Source organism: Devosia sp. Micro-HW1 (assembly GCF_056341075.1).
On record NZ_CP094375.1, the window covers coordinates 1,091,697 to 1,107,837 of the forward strand.

Here is a 16,141-nt window from a genome sequence, read left to right on the forward strand (position 1 = left end):
CCCTCCCCACAAGGGGGAGGGAGACGATGAGCAATGGCAGCTCGGCCCTGCGCCTCCCTCCCCTTGATGGGGAGGGACCGAGGGTGGGGTGACGGCGCCAGCGCTAAACCGTAAAAACCTCGCGCCGCAGTTCGCCCCAGCTGTCCTTGTCAGCAGCGACCAGCAGGCCGCCTGATGTGTCGGAAGGCCGGTACTCGCTGCCGTCAAATTTTGCGACATGGGCGCCGCATTCGCGCATGATCAGCGCGCCGCCGACATGGTCCCAGGGCATGAGCTTGTTGTACATGAGGAAGTGGACGTTGCCGCCGGCGGCATAGCGGTATTCGTGCCCGGCGCAGCGATACCCCGCAAGCATCTTCACCTTGGCCAGGTTGCCCAGCACGGTTCGTCGCTGCTCGAACGGCAGGAAGGATGTCGAGGCGGCGCCACCCATTTCCGAGAGCGGCACCGGATCGGCGAACTTCTGGCGGATCATGCGGCCATCAGGAAAGACCTGAAAGGCGCCGCAGCCGCGTTCGGCCATTACAACGTCGTCGCCCACGGGATCATAGATGACGCCGGCAACGGTTTCGCCATTCTCGACCACCGCTGCCATGACCGCGAACAGCGGCAGGCCACCGGCAAAATTGGCAGTGCCATCAACGGGATCGACGTAAATGACGATTCGATCCTCAAGGCTGGTTTCGAGCAGTTTTGGATTGGCGGCGACCGCTTCCTCGCCGATGACGAGATAGTCCGGGCGATGTGCCCTGATCGCCGCGGTGATGACCCGCTCCGCGCCCACATCAGCCTCGGTGACAAGGTCAAAGGCGCCGGACTTGGTTCTTACCGTCCCATCGTCGAGCCGCCGGAAGCGCGGCATGATCTCCTCCTGTGCAGCCTGTTTCAGGATTGCGGCGAGGCGATCAACATTCATTGTCAGTCCTTTCGGGAGGGAGGCCTTCGGCCACTTAGTAGATGGATTGCCCGGATAAACCGGGCAATGACGATGGAGGCGAGCACCCAGTTCCCACCATCGTCACCACCGGGCTTGTCCCGGTGGTCCACCCTTATTCTTCGGCCTGCACCCGCCTGATGCTGAGCGCGGCGAAATCGAAGAGGCGCGGGTCGAGCATGTGGCTCGGATTGATATTGCCCAGCGCGCGGATCATCACATCTTTGCGGCCCGGCATGGCCTTTTCCATGTCAGTGAGCATGGCCTTGGTGACATTGCGCTGCAAGCCGTCCTGTGACCCACAGAGGTCGCAGGGGATGATCGGAAACTGCATGGCATCGGAGAAGCGCTGCAGGTCTTCCTCGGCGCAGTAGATCAGCGGGCGCAGGACTTCGAGATCGCCCTCGTCATTGACGAGTTTTGGCGGCATGGCTGCGAGCTTGCCGCCATGGAAGAGATTCATGAAGAAGGTTTCGAGGCTGTCGTCGCGGTGGTGACCGAGCACCAGCGCCGTGCACCCCTCCTCCCGCGCGATGCGGTAGAGATTTCCACGACGCAGGCGCGAGCAGAGCGAGCAATAGGTCGCGCCCTGGGGCAGCTTGTCGGTGACGATGGAATAGGTGTCCTGGTACTCGATGCGGTGCTCGATACCGAGACCGGTGAGGAATTCGGGCAGGATATGCTTGGGAAAATTCGGCTGGCCCTGATCGAGATTGCAGGCGAGCAGCTCGACCGGCAGCAGGCCGCGCCATTTCAGGTCGAGCAGCAGCGCCAGAAGGCCATAGGAATCCTTGCCGCCCGAAAGGGCAATCAGCCATTTGTCGCCCGGCCGTACCATGACGAACTTGTCCAGCGCCTCGCGCGTGTTGCGGATGAGGCGCTTGCGGAGCTTGTTGAACTCCACCGAGCGCGGTGCATGAGCAAAGATCGGATGGGCGCCGGTATCGGCGTCCTCGTCGGGCGTGGCGGGGGCTTCCATCACCGCGGACATGGCGAAACTCTCGTTTGAACGGTTGCGTAGCTGATAGCGCTCTCAAGGCGCGATGGAAAGTCCGGCGCCTGTTCTTGTGACATGCGTGGAGCGGAAATAGTCGCTCGGACCGGTGCAAACCTTACCAAAGCTTAAGTTTGCGTCCTTGTTTCGCGCTGAATGCCACAGTTAGATGACACATCCTCACGACACCCTGGAGTCTCCCGGTGTTCCGCTCATTCTTCCCCAATCCCCGGCTCTTCTTCACCGCGGCCCTGGCCTGGACCGTACTGGCCATGATCATCTGGTTCACGGTGGGCCCTGCTCTCTCCAACGTGATCAGCTTGGCGCCCTGGCTGGCGCAGGTTCCGACCGAAGCCGACCCCGATGTCTTCCTGACGGCAGACAAGGTCTGGCTCTACCAATATGTGCTGATGGCGGGGTATCTGTTCTGCGTGCCCTGGTACTGGATCGGCGATAACCGCCGCTGGTACTGGTGGAGCGTGGTTGGCTCCGTGACCATTATCGAAGTCGTGTTCTTCGATGTGCAGATCGGCGCCTGGATGAACGCCTGGTATGGCGACTTCTACAACATGTTCCAGGGCGCCCTCACCACTCCGGGCAGCGTGACGCTCGATCAGATCTATGGCGAGCTGTGGACCGTGCTCTACGTCCTGCTGCCACGCATCGCAGTGCTGGTGCTCAACGCCTTCTTCATCGCCCACTACCTGTTCCGATGGCGCCGGGCGATGACATTTTTCTACATGAGCCACTGGCCGAAGCTGCGCGGCGTGGAAGGCGCCTCCCAGCGTATCCAGGAAGACGCGCAGCGCTTCGCCAATATTGTCGAAGGCCTCGCGGTTTCGCTGGTTGCCTCGGTGATGACGCTGCTGGTCTTCCTGCCGCTGCTCTGGGACCTTTCGCAGAATATCACCGAGCTGCCCATTGTCGGGCCGGTCAATGGGAGCCTCGTCTGGGTGGCTTTGGTTTCGGCGGCGGCCGGTACGGTCCTGCTCGGCCTTGTCGGCTTCAAGCTGCCGGGCCTCGAATTCCAGAACCAGCGCGTGGAAGCGGCCTTCCGCAAGGAACTGGTCTACGGCGAAGATCACCATGACCGTGCCCGCCCGCTCAGCACTAAGGAATTCTTTCTCGGCGTGCAGCGCAACTATTTCCGGCTTTATGGGCACTACCTCTACTTCAACGTGGCGCGCTACGTGTACCTGCAGGGCGCCAACTTCGTGCCGCTCATCGCCATGTCCCCGTCAATCGCCGCCGGCGCGCTGACGCTCGGCCTGTTCCAGCAGGTGAGCAATGCCTTCGGCCAGGTGGAGGACTCGTTCCGGTTCCTCGCCAATAGCTGGACCACGATCATTTCGCTGATCTCGGTCTACAAGCGCCTGCGCACCTTTGAGGCCAACATCCCCTATGGTGCTGTCTCCGGCGTCGACTATGACGACCCGCGTTACCTTGCCACCGACGCCGAATTCGCCCCGCTGCCGACGGACACGGATGGCGGAAAGGAAGGCGTGCCAGCGGGACTGTAACAAGGTCTGCACGAACGAGAAGGCCGCTCTTGGGGGCGGCCTTTTTCTTGCGCGGGGAAACCCCACCTAACCTCCCTCCGAAGAAGAGGGAGGGACGCGTCGGGATTGCCTTTGGTGGGTGGTGAGCAAGCCACCTGAGCAAAACAAAAGGGCCGCTCCGGAGAGCGGCCCTTTCCAAGTCTTGGGGTCGAACCCGCGATTAACGCGAGTAGAATTCGACGACCAGGTTCGGTTCCATCTGGACCGGATACGGCACGTCCGACAGGGTCGGGACGCGGGCATAGGTCGCGGTCATCTTGTTGTGGTCGACTTCCACATAGTCCGGAACGTCACGCTCGGCCAGCTGGACGGCTTCGAGAACGACGGTGAGCTGCTTGGAGCGCTCGCGCACTTCGATCTTGTCGCCAACCTTGACCTGGTAGGACGGGATGTTGACGCGCTGGCCGTTGACCATGACGTGGCCATGGGACACGAACTGACGGGCAGCGAACACGGTCGGGACGAACTTGGCGCGGTAGACGATGGCGTCGAGGCGGCCTTCGAGCAGACCGATCAGGTTTTCGCCGGTGTCGCCCTTGCGGCGGGCAGCTTCGTCATAGAGACGGCGGAAGGCCTTCTCTGTGATCGAGCCGTAGTAGCCCTTGAGCTTCTGCTTGGCACGCAGCTGCAGACCGTAGTCCGACAGCTTGCCCTTGCGGCGCTGGCCATGCTGGCCGGGGCCATAGGCACGGGCATTCAGCGGGGACTTCGGACGGCCCCAGATGTTTTCGCCAAGACGGCGGTCAATCTTGTACTTTACGGAATGACGCTTCGACATCGCGTATCCTTTTCATAACAGTTTGAATGGATCGCGCCCTCCTCTGCCCTGATTTGCATCAGGACCGACAGACTCCCAACAGAGAATCCCGGGTGCGCCTATGGGCCCGAAGGCCGGAATAGGTGGGCGCGTCTTAGAGGCGCCGCACCGATGAGTCAAGCGCCAGAAGGCCTTTCCGCCACCGGATCGAGTTTTTCTGCCACTCCGTCGGCCACCATCTTGTGATCCAGCGACCGCTGCTCGCGCAGCCCCGGAAACATCACGCTCCAGATACCGGCCACGGCCATGGCGCCAAATCCGCCGATCACCACGGCGGCCACGGGCCCGATGAAATGCGCCACCGTACCGGCACGGAATTCGCCCAGCTCGTTCGACGCGCCGATGAAGACCGAATTGACCGCATTGACGCGGCCGCGGACTTCCTCGGGCGTCCAGAGCTGCATGATGGTCTCGCGGATGGTGACGCTGACCATGTCGGACGCCCCCACCAGAGCCAGCGCGACAATGGACAGCCAGATCGAGGTGGAAAAGCCGAAGACGACCGTAAAGGCGCCGAACAGCGCGACGAAGACGAAGAGAATGCGGCCGGCAAAATTGCGGATGGGGAAGCGGGTGAGGAACAGCGCCATGGCTATGGCCCCGATCCCCGGCGCGGCGCGCAGCAGGCCATTGGCAATCGAGCCGCCATGCAGGATGTCGGTTGCATAGATCGGCAGCATGGCCACCGCACCGCCCATCAGCACCGCGAACATGTCGAGCGAAATGGCCCCCAGCACCACCTTGTTGGAGAAGATATAGCGGAAGCCCCCCAGCAAGGTCTCCATGCTGGTCGCCTGATGCGACTGGCGCTGCGGTGGCTTGGGGATCAGCAGGACACTGACGACGGCGGCGCAAAGCAGCAGCGCGCCCGTGGCGAAGGGCACCGGCGCGGCAAAGCTGTAGAGCACGCCACCCACAGCGGGACCGGCAATCGAGGCGATCTGCCAGGCCGTGGCATTGACGGTGATGGCATTGCTCAGCGCTTCGGCCGGCACAAGATTGGGGGCCAGAGACTGGGCGGCGGGGCCCCAGAAGGCGCGGGCAATGCCGAGAATCACAAGGATCACGAAGAGCGGCCAGACTTCGTGCGCCTCCACCTCGGTGAACAGCAGGAAGCCGATGGCGCAGAGCAACTCGACGCTGAGGCAGATGGCCATGATGCCACGCCGGTTAAAGCGGTCGGCGGTGAGGCCGGTGACCAGGATCAGCAGCAGTGCCGGCAGGAAGAGGCACAGGCCCACCATGCCCACCAGCAGCGGCTCGCGTGTCACCTCATAGATCTTGTAGGCGATGGACACCGACATGATCTGCACCGCGAAGCTGACCAGCAGCGTCGTCAGCCAGAAGAAGCGGAAACCGACATAGGTGAAGGCGAGCTTGTTCGGCTCGGAGGGGGCGTGTGGGCTCATGATGCCCGCTCATCGCATTTTGGCGATGAAGGGTCAAAGGGAGAGTGTGTCTCGAAAGTCACGGGCTTGGATTATCTCTGGCCCGCCCTCGGGCTCGACCCGAGGGCCAGTTCCCACGATCACTTTGCGCATGTTCCGAATGGTCCTCGGGTCAAGCCCGAGGACGGAACAGTGGGTAGGTCGACGGTGGGTACTACTTCTCCGTTCCCACGTCCTTCTCCGCCTTCTTCTGCCGGTTCGGGTTCGGACGCTCATGCCGCCGGTCGATGGAGGAGATGACACCGCGCAGGGTGCGGATTTCCTGGCTGGTGAAGCGGCCGCGGGTGAGCGCGGTGCGCAGGTTATTGACCATGCTCGGCTTCTTGTCGGGTGTCGTGAAAAAGCCGGTCTGGTCGAGCACGCCTTCGAGATGCTCGAAGAGGCCGACCAATTCGTTGCGCGGCGCGGCTTCGTCAAGACCATCGGAGAAAGGCAGCGCCCTGCCCGTTTCGCTGGTGCGCCGCCATTCATACGACATGAGCAAAACGGCCTGGGCGATGTTGAGCGAGGCAAAGGCGGCCTCAACCGGCAGGGTCACGATGGCGTCGGCCATGGCCACTTCGTCATTGAGCAAACCCCAGCGCTCGCGGCCGAACAACAGGCCCGCCTTCTGGCCGCCGGCAATGTGACCGGCCATGTTGAGCGAGGCCTCCTCGGGTCCCAGCACTTCCTTCTGCATGTCGCGCGACCTAGCCGTCGTGGCATAGACCAGGGTCAGGTCGGCAATGGCCTCTTCAAGGGTTTCGAAGACGCGGACACGCTCAAGCACGTGATCGGCGCGGGAGGCCGCGGCAATGGCCTTTTCATTCGGCCAGCCGTCGCGCGGACGCACCAGGCGCAGGTCCCATAGGCCGAAATTGGCCATGGCGCGCGCGGCCGAGCCGATGTTTTCACCCAGTTGGGGCTCACAAAGGATTATCGCCGGCGTGGGTGCCAGCGATACGGGTTGTGAACTGTCAGTGCCTGCCATGTGCCGCGATCCTTAGAAGAACCGCGGCGGCATAGCTCAAATGGCCGCGCGGGGCAAATCGGGGGCTGCGCTGCGCGGCCGGAAATCCACCACCTTGGCGCTCGGCCGCCATTCGCGATCGAGAATGGCGAAATGCAGTTCCTCGTCCCACTCGCCCTGGAACAGCGCGTGCTCCCGGTAGTGAGCCTCCAGACGCAGGCCGAGCTTCTGCATCAGTTTGACCGAATGGTGGCTGCGCCCGTCGCAGCGAACCATCAGCCGATGGATACGGAAATGATCGAAGGCCAGGTCAATCAGCGCCGTGAGTGCCTCGGTCAGGTAGCCCTTGCCGCTTTCGGCCGGGTCGATGGCGAAGCGCAGTTCACCCTGACCGGCCGACGCGTTCGACCACTTGAGGCTCACCTGCCCGACCAGCACACGATCGCCCTTGCGCACAATGGCCAGGGTCAGCGTGTCGCCGGGGCGGTGCAGCACAATCTGCGAGCGCATGACCGACACTGCCGCCGCCACATCCTCGGCATAGCGGGTCGGTCGTTCGACATAGCGTTGCACTGAAGGCAGCGTATGATAGCGCGCCACCGCATCCACATCGCCACGTTCGATCGGACGAAGGACCAGATGATCGGTTTCCAGAGGCAATTGCAGCGTCGACATGATCTCTCTCCAGGTCCCCAAGACTGGAGGCCAAACGGTGGGACCACCGGCGAAGTTCCGGCTGAAGATAGGAAATATCTTCCCAAAAACACTGAGGAAAACGAGAGGCTTACGACTCTGTGGAATTGCGCAGGCTGAGCCATTCGTCACGCAGCATGGCATAGTAGAATTCCTCGTCCCAGCCGCCCTTGAACAGGCCATGTTCGCGGAAATGCGCCTCACGCCGCATGCCCAGGCGTTCCATCAGCCGCCACGAAGGCTCGTTTCGCGCGTCGCAGCGCGCGAAAATGCGATGCAGATCGAGCGGACCGAAACCCAGATCCAGGAGGGCATTGGTGGCTTCGGTCGCATATCCGTGGCCGTGAAAGCCGGGATGGAAAATCCAGCCCAGTTCGCCCTGACGCGCTTCGACCGAGCGCCAGATGAGCGAAACCTCCCCTACCAGAGGGCCGCCATCGCCAAGATCGACTGCCAGGACCAGGCGGTCGCCCTCTTCGACAATGCAAGTTTGCGCAGTGCGTTGCTGGATCGCCATGGCACATTCGTCCCGGCTCAGCGGCGGATCGAACAGGTATCGAGCAACATCGTCGCGACCGCGATACTCATAGACCGCATCGACATCGCCACGCGTGAACGGTCGCAGGCTGAGCCGCGCAGTCGTAATCGGAAAATCAGGGCGCAGGGTCATGAGTACTCCTGAAAGGAGGGCGGCACTTTTGCGCTAGTGCCGCACCTTGGCAAGCCATGCTTGCCCGCGAGGCCGCCCCGTGCCAGCCTCGCCCCATGAGCAAGACCCCAATGCCAGATCTCGACCTGAATGCAAGCTGCGATTGCGGCGCAATGACGGTTTCCCTCACCGGTCGCCCCATCTCGATGTTTCAATGCGCCTGCACAAACTGCCAGAAGGTTTCGGGCAGCGGGCATTCCTCCGTTGTTTTACTCCCGGCCGCTGCCGTCAAGGCGACTGGCGCCACCAAGAGCTTTGCGCGACCGGCCGCTTCCGGCGCCCGGTTCACGCGCCATTTCTGCCCCGAATGCGGCACGACGGTTTACGCCGAGTCCTCGCGGGCGCCGGCCTTCCGCATCGTGCCGGCAGGCATCCTGGCCGGACAGAACGATTGGTTCGCGCCCAATCAGCTGATCTTTGCCCGGAGCCACATGGCGTGGGATCTCATCGAGGCGCATATGCCCCACCATGACGCCTATCGCCCGGAGCAACAGTCGTGAGCATGGCCCGCGAGGAACTGGCCGACCGCGTTCGCAACACGCTACCCCACCGCGCATCCATCGTCGAAAAAAGGATGTTCGGTGGGATCGCCTTCATGGTGGATGGCAATTTTCTGGTCGCCCCCCTCAAGGATGGCTCGCTGATGGTGCGGGTCGGCAAGGATGGCATGGATGACGCGCTGGCCCAGCCGGGCGCCGGCATCATGGACATGGCGGGCAAGTCGATGGGCGGCTTTGTGCTCGTCAGCGGCGACGCTGTTGAGGATGACGAGCGTCTCGGCGAATGGGTGGACCGCGCCTGGGCCTTCGTGCGGACGCTGCCGGCGAAGTAGGCGCCAATCGCCCTTCTTCGGTGTTTTGCTCCCGAGCACTCTCCTTCGTCATTGCCGGGCTTGTCCCGGCAATCCAGCGCGTTGACGGATGGACCACCGAGACAAGCCCGGTGGTAACTTTTGGGGGCGAAGAGCCCTCTCAATGACCCGCGATTGCCATCGTTCGCCCTTTGCGAGCGATCCGGGCAAGGCCCCTTGCCGAGCCTGTCTTTGCGGTTTGCGCTGGCGATGCTATACGGGCCACCGAACTTGGCCCTGGGCCGAGTACGCAATTTCAAGGGAGCAAAACAATGAGCAAGATTAAGGTCGCCAACCCGGTCGTGGATCTCGACGGCGACGAGATGACCCGGATCATCTGGCAGGCGATCAAGGACAAGCTCATTCATCCCTACCTCGATCTCGATATCGAATATTACGACCTCTCGGTCGAAAATCGCGATGCCACCAACGACCAGGTGACCGTCGATGCAGCCAATGCCATCAAGAAGCATGGCGTCGGCATCAAGTGCGCCACCATCACCCCCGATGAGCAGCGCGTCGAAGAATTCAAGCTCAAGAAAATGTGGAAGTCGCCCAATGGCACGATCCGCAATATCCTGGGCGGCGTGATCTTCCGCGAGCCCATCATCTGCAAGAACGTGCCGCGCCTCGTCCCCGGCTGGACCCAGCCGATCATCGTCGGCCGTCATGCCTTCGGTGACCAGTACCGCGCCACGGACTTCCGCTTCCCCGGCAAGGGCACGCTGACGATCAAGTTCACCGGCGAAGATGGCGAAGTCATCGAGCACGAAGTGTTCCAGGCGCCGGGTTCGGGCGTGGCCATGGCCATGTACAACCTCGACGACTCGATCCGCGACTTTGCCTATTCGAGCTTCAACTATGGCCTCGCCCGTGGCGTGCCGGTGTATCTGTCGACCAAGAACACCATCCTCAAGTCCTATGACGGCCGCTTCAAGGACATCTTCCAGGAAATCTACGACGCCGAATTCAAGGCCCAGTTCGAAGCCAAGAAAATCTGGTACGAACACCGCCTGATCGACGACATGGTGGCCTCGGCCCTCAAGTGGTCCGGCGGCTATGTCTGGGCGTGCAAGAACTATGACGGCGACGTGCAGTCCGACATCGTGGCGCAGGGCTTCGGTTCGCTTGGCCTCATGACCTCGGTTCTGGCCACGCCCGATGGCAAGATCGTGGAAGCCGAAGCTGCCCATGGCACCGTGACCCGTCACTATCGCCAGCACCAGCAGGGCAAGGAAACCTCGACCAACTCGACCGCGTCGATCTTCGCCTGGACCCGTGGCCTCGCCCACCGCGCCAAGCTCGACAACAATGCCGAGCTGGCCAAGTTCGCCGAAACGCTCGAAAAGGTCACCGTCGACACGATTGAAGAAGGCAAGATGACCAAGGACCTGGCGCTTCTCGTCGGTCCCGATCAGCCGTGGCTGACCACGCTGGGCTTCCTCGACGCCGTCGACGCCAACCTGCAGAAGGCCATGGCGTAAGCCAGGCCGGACTGACTGATCAAGCCGGGGCAATGCCCCGGCTTTTTTATTGCCCTTCAGTCCCGATTTCCCTGGAGCAAGCGGGACAGGCAAAAAAATCTGCGGTCGCGGCGGGTTGAACATGGCCAGCGGCGCCCCATCTGCCAAGCATCGCCAGAGGGAGAAGACGATGCCAGCCAACCGATCGCTATTTGCCGCGGGCCTGATCAGCATGGCCCTGACGGCCACGACCGAGGCCCAGGAAAAAACCTTCGACCTCGCAGGCTTCGACGGCATCGACATCGCCACCGGCATCGACGCCAACGTGGTGCAGGCCGGGCAATTTTCGATCCGCGCACGTTCGGCAAGTTCCGATGCGCTGGACAACCTGCGCCTCAGTATCGAAGGCGGCGTGCTGACGGCGCGCTTCGAGACCAGCTTCCTCGATTTCATCCTCAGCGGCGGGCTCGTGGGCATGCTGTTCAACAGCGGCAATGCCGTGACGCTCGACATCACCCTGCCGGCCCTCGCCCGTGCAACAGTATCCTCGGGGGCCAGCGTCGACATCCGCGCGGTCAGTGGACCGGCACTCGTCCTCGATGCCTCCTCGGGCTCCAGCGTATCGCTCGAAGGCGTGACCATCGAGGATCTCACAGTCAACGCATCAAGCGGTTCGGATGTGGAAGTGTCGGGCAGCGCCGATCATGTCCGCTTCGATGCTTCGAGCGGTTCGGAGATCGATGCCGAGGCCCTGGCGGCTCTGAGGGGCGAACTGCAGGCTTCGAGCGGCAGCGATATCCACGCCACGCTGCGCGAGGCGGTGCGGGCGCAGGCATCGAGCGGCGCAGACATAGACATTTCGGGCAATCCCACCCAGCGTGACCTCGACGCATCGAGCGGCGGCGACATCGCCTTCGACGACTGAACGGCGGAGCGCGCTCCACCGTCCTTCGCCTTGCCAACTCCGCCCCGATCTGACCAGTTTGGCCGCGAATGGATCGGGGGAGCAGGGGGATTCGGGGCATGAGGAAGCGCTATATCGTCGGCTTGGTCGCCGTCGCGCTGGTCGGCGGCATTTTTGCCTTCAACGCCGGCTGGCGCGTTGGCCCGCAGCCCGACGCTTCGGTGCAGCTCATTGCCCATCGCGGCGTGCACCAGACCTATAGTCGCGAAAACCTCGATAACGACACCTGCACGGCCGAGCGCATCCATCCGCCCACCCATGCCTTGCAGGAAAACACCATTGCGTCGATGCAGGCCGCCTTCGCCTCGGGCGCCGATATTGTCGAGCTCGACGTGCATCCCACCACCGACGGACAGTTTGCCGTGATGCACGACTGGACCGTGGATTGCCGCACCGAGGGCACGGGCGAAACGCGCAGTCATTCCATGGACGAGTTGCGGGCGCTCGACATCGGCTATGGCTATACCGCCGATGGCGGCGCCAGCTTCCCGTTCCGCGGTCACTATACCGGTGAGATGCCTGAACTGCAGGAGGTGCTGACGGCCCTGCCCGAGCAGCGCTTTCTCATCAATTTCAAGAGCCGGGAGGCGCGCGAGGGGGACATGCTGGCGGCCCTCGTGACGGCACATCCCGAATGGCGCAACGCCATATGGGGCGCCTATGGCGGGGACGAGCCGACCTATCAGGCCGCTGGGCAGATCGACGGACTCAACGTCTGGTCGCGGCGCGGACTTGTCGAATGCCTGACGCAGTATCTGGGTCTTGGGTGGAGTGGATATGTGCCCGAGGCCTGCCGCGATACCAAGGTGATGATCCCCATCAACATCGCGCCATTTCTCTGGGGCTGGCCCAACCTGATCCAGCAGCGCATGGCCGATGCCGGCAGCGAGATCATCCTTCTCGGCCCCTATGGCGCCGGCGACCCCGGCACGTCGGGCATCGACGATGTCGCAACCCTCGCGCAGGTGCCGCGGGACTTCCATGGCTATGTCTGGACCAACCGCATTGAAGTCATCGGGCCCGCCTGGAAAGCCATCCCCGAAGTGCCGTTGCCGCCAGTCCCCTGATGACGGCGACGGAACGCGCTAGTATGGTAGCGCCTCCTCCTGACGAATCCCTTTTGCATTACTGGATTTTTGAGATGCCCGTCGGCGTCATCCTGGCCTTTCTGGCCTATGCCATCTTTTCTGTTGCCGATGCCCTGATCAAGACGACCGGCCCGGCCCTGTCGGTGTTCGAGATCGCCTTCTTCACCACCAGCTTCTCGATCATTCCGATCATGCTCACCAAGCGCGGCGAGCGGTTCCGCGACATGTACAGGCTTCAGCATCCCTGGCTGGTGCATTTGCGCTGCTTGACGGCCATCACCGGCACGGCATGTGTCATGTATGCCTTTACCCATATTCTCTTCGCCGAGGTCTACGCCATCGGCTTCACCACGCCGCTGTTCGTCACCCTGCTCTCCGTCCTCGTGCTGCGCGAGCATGTCGCCCTGCACCGCTGGATGCTGCTGTTAATCAGCTTCATGGGCGTTATCCTCGTGATCCGGCCGGGCCTGCGCGAACTCGAAACCGGGCATCTCGTGATGATGCTTGGCGCCGTCATGGGTGCCATCACCACCACGATCCTCCGCCATGTCGCACCCAAGGAAAGGCGCGTGAGCCTCGTCGGCCTTCAGGTCATCTACTCGGCGCTGGTCAATGGCATACTCATGGCCCCGACTTTCGTCATTCCCACTCCTTTCCAGCTCGCCGTGCTGCTGGGCATCGGCATCCTGGGCGGTATTGGAGGTCTGCTGCTCATCCAGGCCAGCCGGCAAACCCCGGCCAACCTCATCGCTCCGGTGCAATATAGCCAGCTGATCTGGGCCATCCTCTTTGGCGCGCTGTTTTTCGACGAATATCCCGACTGGATCGCTGTCGTCGGCATGCTGGTCGTTGTCGGGGCGGGCCTGCTCAATGTCCTCACCGAAAAGACCCCGATCCGCTGGAAGCCGCGCATCTTCTTCTTCCGCATTGGACAGTAGACTTCGCACCCCCGAACAAAAAGGGCCACCCGTTGCCGGGTGGCCCTGATCGACTAATGGACTGGAACTAGGCCAGCAGCGCCTTGATGGCGGCGATCGCCTCGTCGCCCTTGGACCCGTCAGGCCCACCGCCCTGCGCCATGTCCGGACGGCCGCCGCCGCCCTGCCCGCCCAGAGCCGCCGTGGCAGACTTGATCAGCGTGCCGGCAGCATATTTGCCGGTGAGATCATCGGTGACACCGATGGCCACGGTGCCCTTGCCGTCGTCACCCTTGAGCACGATGACGACGACGCCCGAGCCGATGCGCTTCTTCTCGGCATCCACTACCGACTTGATGTCCCGTGCGGCGACGCCTTCCACCACGCGGCCGACAAAGGTCGTGCCATTGACAGTTTCGCTCGAGGGACCGGCTTCGCCGCCGCCACCGAGTGCCAGCTTCTGCCGGGCATCGCTGAGGGCCTTTTCGGCGCTCTTGAGCTGGTTCTGCAGGGCCTCGATACGGTCGAGCACGTCATGCGTGCCCGAACGGAGGAGCCCGGCGGCCGAGGCCACGATGTTGGTGTTGGTATTGCCGCGGTGGCGCGCGGCTGTGCCGGTCAGCGCCTCGATGCGGCGCACGCCGGCGGCAGAAGCGGTCTCGGTGACGATCGAGACCAGGCCGATATCGCCAGTGCGACGCACATGGGTACCGCCGCAGAGTTCGACAGACCAGCCGAGACCGTTGCCCGTGGGTTCGCCCATGGAGACGACGCGCACTTCATCGCCATATTTTTCACCGAACAGCGCGCGCGCACCCGATTCCTTGGCTTCCTCGACACCCATCAGGCGGGTTTCGACGGGGGTGTTCTGGAGAATGATGGCATTGGCGATGTCTTCCACTTCAGCCACTTCCTGCGGGGTCATGGGCTTGGTGTGGACGAAGTCGAAGCGCAGCCGATCGGCCGAAACCATGGAGCCCTTCTGCGCGACGTGATCGCCGAGCACCAGGCGCAGGGCCTCGTGCAGCAGATGGGTGGCCGAGTGGTTGGAGCGAATGGCGGAGCGACGCTCGTGATCGACCACCAGCTCGACGGCCTGACCGACTTTCAGTGCGCCCTCGGTGACCTTGACCTTGTGGGCAAAGACGCCGTGATGCTTGCCGGTATCGACGACTTCAGCGGCAAAGCCCTCGCCCTTGATGGTGCCAGTGTCGCCGACCTGGCCACCGCTTTCGCCATAGAACGGGGTCTGGTTGACGACGACGATGCCGTCCTGGCCTGCCTCGATGGTAGCGACTTCGGCGCCATCAACCAGCAGCGCCTTGATCTCGCCTTCGGCCGTCTCGGTCTCGTAGCCGAGGAACTCGGTCGGGCCAAGCTTGTCGGCAAGGCCATACCAGACGGTGTCGGTGGCAGCCTCGCCCGAACCAGCCCAGTTCTTGCGGGCCTCGGCCTTCTGCTGGGCCATGGCGGCGTCGAAACCGGCCTGGTCGACGGCAATGTTGCGCGACCGCAGCGCGTCCTGCGTCAGATCGAGCGGGAAACCATAGGTATCGTAGAGCTTGAAGGCAGTGGCGCCGGCCAGCGTATCGCCCTCGCCCAGATTGGCGGTTTCTGCCTCGAGGATCTGGAGGCCACGGCCGAGCGTCTTGAGAAAGCGACCTTCTTCGAGACGCACGGTCTCTGAAATCATGGCTTCGCCGCGGCTCAGTTCCGGATAGGCCTGGCCCATCTCGCGCACCAGGGTCGGCACCAGCTTGTAGATGGTCGGCTCATTGGCACCAAGCAGGGTGGCGTGGCGCATGGCGCGGCGCATGATACGGCGTAGTACGTAGCCGCGGCCTTCATTGGAGGGCAGCACGCCTTCGGCAATGAGGAAGCTCATGGAGCGCAGGTGATCAGCGATGACGCGGAGGCTGCGATTGCCGGGGCCGTTGACATCGGCATTGGTGGCATTGGCCGCCGCACCGATCAGCGCCTTGAACAGGTCGATGTCGTAATTGTCGTGGACGCCCTGCATCACAGCGGCAATGCGCTCGAGCCCCATGCCCGTATCGATGGAGGGACGCGGCAGGCCGGTCCGGGAACCGTCGGCATGCTGTTCGAACTGCATGAAGACGAGGTTCCAGATTTCGATCCAGCGGTCGCCATCTTCATCAGGCGAACCCGGAGGGCCGCCCCAGATCTTGTCGCCATGGTCGTAGAAGATTTCCGAGCACGGACCGCAGGGGCCGGTATCGCCCATCTGCCAGAAGTTCGACTTGGCGCCGAGCCGCACAATGCGATCCTCGGAAAGGCCGGCAATCTTCTTCCACAGCGCCATGGCCTCGTCATCGTCCTGGTAGACGGTGACCATGAGGCGCTCCTTGGGGAGAGCCCAATCCTTGGTCAGCAGGTTCCAGGCCAGCTCGATAGCCCGTTCCTTGAAATAGTCGCCGAAGGAGAAGTTACCCAGCATTTCGAAGAAGGTGTGGTGGCGCGCGGTGAATCCGACATTGTCGAGGTCATTGTGCTTGCCACCGGCGCGGACGCATTTCTGCGCCGTGGTGGCGGTCGAATAGGGACGCTTCTCGACACCGGTAAAGACGTTCTTGAACTGCACCATGCCGGCATTGGTGAACATCAGCGTCGGGTCATTGCGCGGCACCAGGGGGCTCGACGCGACGGCCTCGTGGCCATTGCGGGCAAAATAGCCGGTAAAGCTCGAACGGAGGTCGTTAACGCTGGTCATGCAGAGGCTTTCATGGCGCGCGGGC

15 protein-coding genes are annotated in these 16,141 nt (G+C 62.8%); 7 read left to right on the forward strand and 8 right to left on the reverse strand.

Annotation, left to right across the window (positions count from 1 at the left end; all coding sequences use genetic code 11):
• Positions 1 to 103: 103 nt before the first annotated feature.
• Together MQW79_RS05045 and ttcA are read right to left on the reverse strand one after the other, a co-directional pair.
• Positions 104 to 916, reverse strand: coding sequence for an inositol monophosphatase family protein (locus MQW79_RS05045; protein WP_476587199.1), 813 nt, complete (start codon positions 914 to 916; stop codon positions 104 to 106).
• Between the two features lie 133 nt (positions 917 to 1,049).
• Positions 1,050 to 1,913, reverse strand: a complete 864-nt coding sequence (gene ttcA / locus MQW79_RS05050) for a tRNA 2-thiocytidine(32) synthetase TtcA (RefSeq protein WP_476588185.1) — start codon at positions 1,911 to 1,913, stop codon at positions 1,050 to 1,052.
• A gap of 218 nt (positions 1,914 to 2,131) precedes the next feature.
• Between ttcA and sbmA the strand changes: the two genes are divergently transcribed.
• Positions 2,132 to 3,448 carry a peptide antibiotic transporter SbmA gene (sbmA, locus tag MQW79_RS05055; protein ID WP_476587200.1) on the forward strand — a complete coding sequence of 439 codons (1,317 nt, stop codon included), beginning with the start codon at positions 2,132 to 2,134 and terminating at the stop codon, positions 3,446 to 3,448.
• Positions 3,449 to 3,647: 199 nt separating this feature from the next.
• Here sbmA and rpsD read toward each other — a convergent pair whose 3' ends face one another.
• From rpsD to MQW79_RS05080, 5 genes are all read right to left on the reverse strand, one after another.
• A complete protein-coding gene (rpsD, locus tag MQW79_RS05060; RefSeq protein ID WP_476587201.1) occupies positions 3,648 to 4,265 on the reverse strand; it encodes a 30S ribosomal protein S4 in 618 nt (205 codons plus the stop codon).
• A 155-nt stretch (positions 4,266 to 4,420) separates the two neighbouring features.
• Positions 4,421 to 5,713 (reverse strand): MFS transporter, encoded by a 1,293-nt coding sequence (locus tag MQW79_RS05065; protein ID WP_476587202.1) that lies wholly within the window; start codon positions 5,711 to 5,713, stop codon positions 4,421 to 4,423.
• Between the two features lie 193 nt (positions 5,714 to 5,906).
• On the reverse strand, positions 5,907 to 6,722 hold the full coding sequence (locus MQW79_RS05070; protein ID WP_476587203.1) for an RNA methyltransferase: 816 nt from the start codon (positions 6,720 to 6,722) through the stop codon (positions 5,907 to 5,909).
• Positions 6,723 to 6,758: 36 nt separating this feature from the next.
• Positions 6,759 to 7,376, reverse strand: a complete 618-nt coding sequence (locus tag MQW79_RS05075) for a GNAT family N-acetyltransferase (RefSeq protein WP_476587204.1) — start codon at positions 7,374 to 7,376, stop codon at positions 6,759 to 6,761.
• A 109-nt stretch (positions 7,377 to 7,485) separates the two neighbouring features.
• Complete coding sequence (locus MQW79_RS05080; protein WP_476587205.1) at positions 7,486 to 8,064, reverse strand: GNAT family N-acetyltransferase; 579 nt, start codon at positions 8,062 to 8,064, stop codon at positions 7,486 to 7,488.
• 110 nt (positions 8,065 to 8,174) lie between these two features.
• On the opposite strand from MQW79_RS05080, the gene MQW79_RS05085 reads away from it, so the two are divergent.
• From MQW79_RS05085 to MQW79_RS05110, 6 genes are all read left to right on the forward strand, one after another.
• Positions 8,175 to 8,603, forward strand: a complete 429-nt coding sequence (locus MQW79_RS05085) for a GFA family protein (RefSeq protein WP_476587206.1) — start codon at positions 8,175 to 8,177, stop codon at positions 8,601 to 8,603.
• Positions 8,604 to 8,605: 2 nt separating this feature from the next.
• The gene (locus tag MQW79_RS05090; RefSeq protein ID WP_476588186.1) at positions 8,606 to 8,935 is read left to right on the forward strand and encodes a TfoX/Sxy family protein; all 330 of its coding nucleotides are present in this window, start codon (positions 8,606 to 8,608) and stop codon (positions 8,933 to 8,935) included.
• A 290-nt stretch (positions 8,936 to 9,225) separates the two neighbouring features.
• Positions 9,226 to 10,437: an NADP-dependent isocitrate dehydrogenase gene (locus MQW79_RS05095; RefSeq protein ID WP_476587207.1), complete on the forward strand. Its 1,212-nt coding sequence runs from the start codon at positions 9,226 to 9,228 to the stop codon at positions 10,435 to 10,437.
• Positions 10,438 to 10,606: 169 nt separating this feature from the next.
• On the forward strand, positions 10,607 to 11,341 hold the full coding sequence (locus MQW79_RS05100) for a GIN domain-containing protein (RefSeq protein ID WP_476587208.1): 735 nt from the start codon (positions 10,607 to 10,609) through the stop codon (positions 11,339 to 11,341).
• Positions 11,342 to 11,439: 98 nt separating this feature from the next.
• On the forward strand, positions 11,440 to 12,447 hold the full coding sequence (locus tag MQW79_RS05105) for a glycerophosphodiester phosphodiesterase family protein (RefSeq protein WP_476587209.1): 1,008 nt from the start codon (positions 11,440 to 11,442) through the stop codon (positions 12,445 to 12,447).
• A gap of 74 nt (positions 12,448 to 12,521) precedes the next feature.
• Complete coding sequence (locus MQW79_RS05110) at positions 12,522 to 13,406, forward strand: DMT family transporter (RefSeq protein ID WP_476587211.1); 885 nt, start codon at positions 12,522 to 12,524, stop codon at positions 13,404 to 13,406.
• Between the two features lie 67 nt (positions 13,407 to 13,473).
• On the opposite strand, the gene alaS is transcribed toward MQW79_RS05110, so the two are convergent.
• Positions 13,474 to 16,116 (reverse strand): alanine--tRNA ligase, encoded by a 2,643-nt coding sequence (gene alaS, locus MQW79_RS05115; protein ID WP_476587212.1) that lies wholly within the window; start codon positions 16,114 to 16,116, stop codon positions 13,474 to 13,476.
• Positions 16,117 to 16,141: the final 25 nt, after the last annotated feature.

Coding starts and splice junctions, on each gene's coding strand:
- MQW79_RS05045 (WP_476587199.1), bottom strand. CDS start 916: ATGAATGTTGATCGCCTCGCCGCAATCCTGAAACAGGCTGCACAGGAG.
- ttcA (WP_476588185.1), bottom strand. CDS start 1,913: ATGGAAGCCCCCGCCACGCCCGACGAGGACGCCGATACCGGCGCCCAT.
- rpsD (WP_476587201.1), bottom strand. CDS start 4,265: ATGTCGAAGCGTCATTCCGTAAAGTACAAGATTGACCGCCGTCTTGGC.
- MQW79_RS05065 (WP_476587202.1), bottom strand. CDS start 5,713: ATGAGCCCACACGCCCCCTCCGAGCCGAACAAGCTCGCCTTCACCTAT.
- MQW79_RS05070 (WP_476587203.1), bottom strand. CDS start 6,722: ATGGCAGGCACTGACAGTTCACAACCCGTATCGCTGGCACCCACGCCG.
- MQW79_RS05075 (WP_476587204.1), bottom strand. CDS start 7,376: ATGTCGACGCTGCAATTGCCTCTGGAAACCGATCATCTGGTCCTTCGT.
- MQW79_RS05080 (WP_476587205.1), bottom strand. CDS start 8,064: ATGACCCTGCGCCCTGATTTTCCGATTACGACTGCGCGGCTCAGCCTG.
- MQW79_RS05085 (WP_476587206.1), top strand. CDS start 8,175: ATGCCAGATCTCGACCTGAATGCAAGCTGCGATTGCGGCGCAATGACG.
- MQW79_RS05090 (WP_476588186.1), top strand. CDS start 8,606: ATGGCCCGCGAGGAACTGGCCGACCGCGTTCGCAACACGCTACCCCAC.
- MQW79_RS05095 (WP_476587207.1), top strand. CDS start 9,226: ATGAGCAAGATTAAGGTCGCCAACCCGGTCGTGGATCTCGACGGCGAC.
- MQW79_RS05100 (WP_476587208.1), top strand. CDS start 10,607: ATGCCAGCCAACCGATCGCTATTTGCCGCGGGCCTGATCAGCATGGCC.
- MQW79_RS05105 (WP_476587209.1), top strand. CDS start 11,440: ATGAGGAAGCGCTATATCGTCGGCTTGGTCGCCGTCGCGCTGGTCGGC.
- MQW79_RS05110 (WP_476587211.1), top strand. CDS start 12,522: ATGCCCGTCGGCGTCATCCTGGCCTTTCTGGCCTATGCCATCTTTTCT.
- alaS (WP_476587212.1), bottom strand. CDS start 16,116: ATGACCAGCGTTAACGACCTCCGTTCGAGCTTTACCGGCTATTTTGCC.